The following is a 6,293-nucleotide window of genomic DNA, read 5'->3' as shown; positions in this document are numbered from 1 at the left end:
GTAGGGTGGGCTCTCGAGCCCACGCGGATCGTGCGGACCATTAACAGGGCAGGCAACAGCCCCACACCGCCCGCGTACCGCCCGGATCAGCTCAATACCTCTCCGGCGCAATCATCTCCACATAATCGTACAGCGCGCCCAGGATCTCCTGCGCCCGCTCGTCCGCCGTCTCCGACAGCGCATCGATCTCGCCGAACAGCTGGTCGACCGTGCGCGCATTGCCGGCCCCATCGTAGAGCCGCGCCGCGCGGTGTTCTTCCCAGCGCTGCATGTCCGCCTCGCTCAGGGTATGGGGGAAGTTGCGCGCGCGGTAGCGGAACAGGAGCTCGGCCAGGCGTTCGTCCTCGAACGAGGGGCGCATGCCGGCCAGGCGCTCGGGCGATTCGCCGCGCAGCGATTCCAGCTTGCGCCGGTCGCCGTTGCTGACGAAGCCGCCGTACAGGTCCTCGTCGACGTCGCTATCGTTGCTGGCCGCCGGCTTCTGGAACACCTGGGCCCAGGTCGCCGCCATGCTCGGACCGCTTTGGGCCAGTTGGGCGTGGCTGCGCTGCTGCGCGAGATCGATGCCCCAGCGCTCGGCCATCGTCACGCTGAGGGTCTTCAGGTTTCCGACCAGCATAGGCGACTTGTTCAGGTGCACGCTCTTGATCGGCAGCCGGGTGACGCCTTCGGGCAGCTCGCTGCTGCGCGTGAACATGCGCAGGCGGATCGTCTCGACGTCGAGCCCGAACAGCTCGGACGGATCGTGGCGGCAATCCCAGACCAGGATCTCGTTCTTGTTGGTCGGATGCTGGGCCAGCGGCCACACCAGGGCCAGGCAGCCCTGTTCGGCCGGGAACATGCCCGACACATGCAGGAAGGGCTGGCGCAGCGACGGGTCGAGGTGCAGGCCCATCTCTTCGGCGACACGGTCCTTGCGCCGCAGTTCCAAGCAGAAGTCGAAGAGTTTCGGCTGCTTGCTGCGGATCAGGCGCGCCAGGGCGATGGTGGCGCGCACGTCCGACAGCGCGTCGTGCGCCGACTCGTGCGCCAGGCCATTCGCTGCCGTCAGGTCTTCGAGGCGGAAGCTCGGCCGGCCGTCCGGATGGCGCGGCCACTCGATGCCGTCGGGACGCAGCGCATAGGTCATGCGCACCACGTCCAGCAGGTCCCAGCGCCCACAATTGTTCTGCCACTCGCGCGCATACGGATCGATCAGGTTGCGCCAGAACAGGAAGCGCGTCACCTCGTCGTCGAAGCGGATCGTGTTGTAGCCGACGCCGACCGTGCCGGGCTCGCTGAAGGCGGCTTCGACCTGGCGCGCGAATGCGTGCTCGGGCACGCCCCGTTCCAGGCATTGCTGCGGCGTAATGCCGGTGATCAGGCAGGACTGCGGGTCGGGCAGGTAATCGTGCGCCGGCTGGCAGTAGAGCATCAGCGGTTCGCCGATCTCGTTCAGTTCGGCATCGGTACGGATCGCCGCGAACTGCGCCGGACGATCGCGGCGCGGCTGGGCGCCGAAGGTTTCGTAGTCGTGCCAGAGGAAGGTGTGGGTGCTCATCGAAGTCCGTGTTTAGGGTCCGCACGGATTGTCGGGGCGCCGCACCGATCCGTCAACCGCCCGGCTCACAGGCTCACGCAATTGCGTCCGGCTTCCTTCGCGCGGTAGAGGGCGGCGTCGGCCGCTTCGATCAGGGCGGTCTCGTCGCCGTTGGCATCGAGCACGGCGACGCCGAAGCAGGCCGTCAGGTGCGGCATCGGCACGCGCATGTCGGGGAACAGCACGACTTCGCGCATCTGCTGGCACAGGCGGTCGGCGACCATCCGCGCCAGCTCCCCGCTGGTGTCGGGCAGCACCGCCATCAATTCCTCGCCGCCATAGCGCACCGCAAAGTCCGACGGGCGCAGGCCGTCGCGGATGACGTTCGCCGCCGCGCACAGGGCGGCGTCGCCGACCAGGTGGCCGTGGGTGTCGTTGAACTTCTTGAAGTTGTCGAGGTCGATCATGAGCAGGGCCAGCGGGCTGCCCTGGGTGCGCGCCCGCGCCACCAGCTTCGGCAGCATGTCGGCCAGCCAGGTGCGGTTGTACAGGCCGGTCAGGGTGTCGTTCAGCGACAGCTGGCGGTAGAACTCGCCGAGCTTCTGGCGCCGGCGCAGCAGGGCGTTGGCGGCGCGGATGCGGAAGGACAGCAGGCGCAGCAGGTTGCGCGCCACCGCGTTGGAATGGTCGATCAGCTCCCAGGCCAGGGCCGATTCGATCACCAGCAAGTCGCTGTCCTCGACCGCGCGCACGGCATCGAGGTTGACGGCGTCGTCCAGCACCGATTGCTCGCCCACGCTTTCGCCGGCCAGGATGCGGTTGACGCTGCCGTCGGAGGCGCCGGCATGGCCGTCGGTCTCGACTTCCAGCATGCCCGAGAGCACGATGTACAGGCGGGCACGAACCGTGTCCTCGATGAGTTCGCCCGCGCCGACCCGCACCACCTCGCAATCGGCGAGCGCGCTCGCCGTGGCGGCCGCGTCGGCGCCACGAAACAGCTGCAGGTCCTCGACCTGGTAGCCCGACTCTGCAAAGTTACCGATGTGTTCCAAGACGAACTCCTCCGCGTGGTGGCTAAGACATACACATTGCATGATAAACCATGATTGTGGCGAGTCTGACTGGTGTTTCAGAAACATCGGTGTTCCAATAGCGGCCATGCATCCATCCGACACCCCTCTCGTCGACGCGCTCGGCGTCAGCCACCTTCCCGCGCCCGGCGCGCGCATCGTCTCGCTCGTCCCCTCGATCACCGAACTGCTGTGCGACCTGGGCCTGGCCGGGCAAGTCGTCGGACGCACCGGTTTCTGCATCAATCCGGCGGAGATCGTGCAGGCGATCCCGAAGGTGGGCGGCACCAAGGACGTGAACATCGAGAAGATCCGCAGGCTGGCGCCGACCCACCTGGTGGTGAACATCGACGAAAACGAAAAGCCGACCGTCGAGGAACTTGCCCGGTTCGTGCCGAACGTCGTCGTTACCCATCCGCTGGCGCCGCGCGACAACCTGGCCCTGGCGCGGCTGATGGGCGGGATCTTCGGCGCGACCGCGCAAGCCGAAGCCTGGTGCGCGGCCTTCGAGGCGGAACATGCCGCACTGCAGGCGCAGCAGCGCGGGCCGGAGCGCACGGTGTTGTACTGCATCTGGCAGGACCCATGGATGAGCGTGTCGCGCGACACCTATATCGCGCGCATGCTCGGCGAGCTGGGGTGGAAGGTGCCGGACCTGGGCGAGGCGCGCTACCCGCGTTTCTCCTGGTCCGACGCGCTCGTATCGAGGTTGGACGCGGTGCTGTTGTCGACCGAGCCCTACCGCTTCACCCAGGCGCACGCGGATGCGCTCGAGAAGCAAATCGGCATCCCGGTGTTCCTGGTCGATGGGGAAATGATGTCCTGGTATGGCAGCCGGGCCCTGGCGGGGCTGCGCTACCTGCGCGAGGTGCGCGCGATGGTGGAAGGAACGACGCCGGGCTGAACACCAGCCCGGCGCCGAGTCATGCGCTTCTCCCGGCTACCGGGAGAGGCTCGTGGCGCATCAGGCGCCGCTGGTCAGGTTCTTGTCGGCCAGGGCGTCCGGCACGGCCTCGACCGGCGGGGCCTCGCGGCGGCCCTTGTCGTTCAGGCGGCCGATCGTGCTGTCGAGGGCGCGCGCCAGCTTGCCGCTGGCATTCTTGATCGACTGGCGCAGGTCGTCGGCATGATCGTGCACGACGACCGGCTGGTAGCCGCGCACACGCGCTTCCATCGTGCAGCCGTTGCCGCCGTCGGCATGCTTTTCGCGGTTTTCATTGGTCAGGTGGACTTCGACGCCGGTCAGGTAGTCCTCGAAGCGGCCGATGGCGGCGCGCAGGACGGTCTCGACGTGTTCGTCCAGCCCCTGGTGGTTTTCGATGGTGCGGTCGGTGTTGACGTTGATTTGCATAAGTGGCTCCGTATTCATCTGTTCTGGAGCCAATCTTACGCTTTTTGCCATTTTTGGCGCGCCCGGCTGGCGTTTATCGTCGACGACACCGGGAACGGCACGGCGCAGAGGCCGGTGACCGCGTCGCTGCGCCGCCGACGCGTTCAACCATCCTGCGCATTGCCGCGCGGCTCACACGTGCATGGAACGCGTGGGCCGCGCAAGCGCCATGTGTTCCCCATGCCGCCAGGTGCAGCCGCCCACCCTACGGGTTTGATCGATTACTCTTGCGCCAGGTCGGCCTCGGTCGTGAACGAATCCGCGAAGAACTCGTCCGCCGGCAGGCCGCATTGCGCCACGTATTCGCTGCGCGCGGCGTCGACCATCACCGGCGCGCCGCAGGCATACACCTGGTAGCCGGACAGGTCCGGGATGTCCTGCATGACGGCGGCGTGGACGTAACCGGTGCGGCCGGTCCAGTTGTCTTCCGGCAGCGCGTCGGAGATGACGGGGATGTACTGGAAGTCGGGCAGGGTGGCGGTCCAGGCCTGGCACAGTTCGTCCATGTACAGGTCCTGCGGACGGCGGCCGCCCCAGTACAGGCGCACGGGACGGGTCGACTTCAGGTGCATCAGGTGCTCGACCAGGGCCTTGACCGGCGCGAAACCGGTGCCCGAGGCCAGCAGCACGATCGGCTTGTCCGACTCTTCGCGCAGGAAGAAGGTGCCGAGCGGCCCTTCGAAGCGCAGGATATCGCGTTCCTTCATGGCGCCGAACACGTGGTCGGTGAACAGGCCGCCCGGCAGGTGGCGGATGTGCAGTTCGAGCGGGCGCTCGAGCGAGGGCGCGCTGGCGATGCTGTAGGCACGGCGCTTGCCGTCCTTCAGCAGGAACTCGATGTACTGGCCGGCGCGGTAGGCGAGGGCCTCGTTGGCCGGCAGTTGCAGGGTAACGATCGCCACGTCCGGCGCGGCGCGGGTGATGCTCTGGACCCGGGTCGGCATCTTGCGCACCGGGTAGTCGCTGCTGCCGCCGACCTCGCGCGCCTCGATCACCACGTCGCCTTCCGGCACCGCGCAGCAGAACAGCGAGAAGCCCTGCAGCTTTTCCTGCTCGCTCAGGGCGCGCTGCTGGTGCGGCTTGTGGGAAACGAGGCCGTCGACGACCTTGCCCTTGCACGAACCGCAGGCACCATTCTTGCAACCATAGGGCAGGCCGACGCCGGCGCGGATCGCGGCCGCGAGCACGGTTTCGTCGGACTCGCACGCGAATTGGTGGCCGCTGGGCTGGACAGTGATCTGGAACGTCATGTGTGGATTCTTGGAGATAAGGTGACTCGAAAGATTGCTTGTCAGCGGAATGTGTATTCCGCTGCAATGGAAGTGGGCTATTTTACACGGCGCGTGCGGGAGAGGCGCCCGAGGCCGCGGCCGGTCCGCGCATGCCGGCAGTCCGGCGCGGCTCGCATACAATACCTGCCGTGAATACCAAATCCTTCAAACGGCCACGCCTGCTGCTGGTCGGCTGCGGCGACGTCGGCATGCGCCTGCTGCCCCTCCTCGCCGGACGCTTTCGCGTCTTCGCCGTGACGCGCGACCCCGAACGCTGCGCGGCGCTGCGCGCGCTCGGCGCGGTGCCGGTCGTTGCCGATCTCGACCAGCCGGCGACGCTGGCGCGCCTGCGCGGCCTGGCCCGCCAGGTCGTGCACCTGGCGCCGCCCCAGCCCAGCGGCGGTCAAGACCGGCGCACGCGCAACCTGGTTGCGGTCCTGCCCGCGGGCGCGCGCCTGGCCTACGTCAGCACGACCGGCGTGTACGGCGACTGCGGCGGCGCGCTGGTGCATGAAACCCGCGGCGTGGCGCCGAAGAACGACCGCGCCCGGCGCCGGGTGGACGCCGAACGCAGCTTGCGCGCCTGGGCGCGCCGCACCGGCGGGCAGCTGTCCATCCTGCGCGTGCCCGGCATCTACGCGCTCGACCGCCTGCCGCTGCGGCGCCTGCGCGAGGGCACGCCGGCATTGCGGCGTGAAGACGACGTCTACACCAACCACATCCAGGCCGACGACCTGGCGCGGATCGTCGCGCTGGCGCTGTTTCGCGGCCTGCCGAACCGGGTCTACCACGCGGTCGACGACACGCGCATGCGGATGGGCGATTATTTCGACGCGGTGGCCGATGCCTTCGACTTGCCGCGCCCGCCGCGCCTGGCGCGCGCGGCCCTGCGCGAACAGGTGTCGCCGGTGCTGCTGTCCTTCATGTCGGAGTCGCGCCGCCTGGACAACGCGCGCCTGCGCGAACTGGGCGTGCGCCTGCGCTACCCGGACGTCGCCGCTGCGCTGGCGCAATGGCGGCTGGTAAAATAACCGTATGAAGGA

At 68.0% G+C, this 6,293-nt stretch carries 6 protein-coding genes; 2 read left to right on the top strand and 4 right to left on the bottom strand.

Annotation, left to right across the window (positions count from 1 at the left end):
• Window positions 1–91 precede the first annotated feature (91 nt).
• Together sbcB and RT688_RS21405 are read right to left on the bottom strand one after the other, a co-directional pair.
• Window positions 92–1,540: an exodeoxyribonuclease I gene (sbcB, locus tag RT688_RS21410; RefSeq protein WP_313706858.1), complete on the bottom strand. Its 1,449-nt coding sequence runs from the start codon at window positions 1,538–1,540 to the stop codon at window positions 92–94.
• Window positions 1,541–1,605: 65 nt separating this feature from the next.
• A complete protein-coding gene (locus RT688_RS21405; protein WP_313706857.1) occupies window positions 1,606–2,571 on the bottom strand; it encodes a GGDEF domain-containing protein in 966 nt (321 codons plus the stop codon).
• A gap of 106 nt (window positions 2,572–2,677) precedes the next feature.
• Between RT688_RS21405 and RT688_RS21400 the strand changes: the two genes are divergently transcribed.
• The gene (locus RT688_RS21400; protein WP_313706856.1) at window positions 2,678–3,493 is read left to right on the top strand and encodes a helical backbone metal receptor; all 816 of its coding nucleotides are present in this window, start codon (window positions 2,678–2,680) and stop codon (window positions 3,491–3,493) included.
• A gap of 60 nt (window positions 3,494–3,553) precedes the next feature.
• Here the strand turns inward: RT688_RS21400 and RT688_RS21395 are convergent, their stop codons facing one another.
• Window positions 3,554–3,940: an HPF/RaiA family ribosome-associated protein gene (locus RT688_RS21395; protein WP_313706855.1), complete on the bottom strand. Its 387-nt coding sequence runs from the start codon at window positions 3,938–3,940 to the stop codon at window positions 3,554–3,556.
• A 260-nt stretch (window positions 3,941–4,200) separates the two neighbouring features.
• The gene (locus RT688_RS21390; RefSeq protein WP_313706854.1) at window positions 4,201–5,229 is read right to left on the bottom strand and encodes a CDP-6-deoxy-delta-3,4-glucoseen reductase; all 1,029 of its coding nucleotides are present in this window, start codon (window positions 5,227–5,229) and stop codon (window positions 4,201–4,203) included.
• A 131-nt stretch (window positions 5,230–5,360) separates the two neighbouring features.
• Between RT688_RS21390 and RT688_RS21385 the strand changes: the two genes are divergently transcribed.
• Window positions 5,361–6,281, top strand: coding sequence for an NAD(P)H-binding protein (locus RT688_RS21385; protein ID WP_313706853.1), 921 nt, complete (start codon window positions 5,361–5,363; stop codon window positions 6,279–6,281).
• The last annotated feature ends 12 nt before the right edge of the window (window positions 6,282–6,293 follow it).

This window comes from Massilia sp. (assembly GCF_032106685.1).
Lineage (GTDB): Bacteria > Pseudomonadota > Gammaproteobacteria > Burkholderiales > Burkholderiaceae_D > Telluria.
Note: the sequence above shows the minus strand (reverse complement) of the source record. Positions and strands in the feature narration are given on the sequence as shown.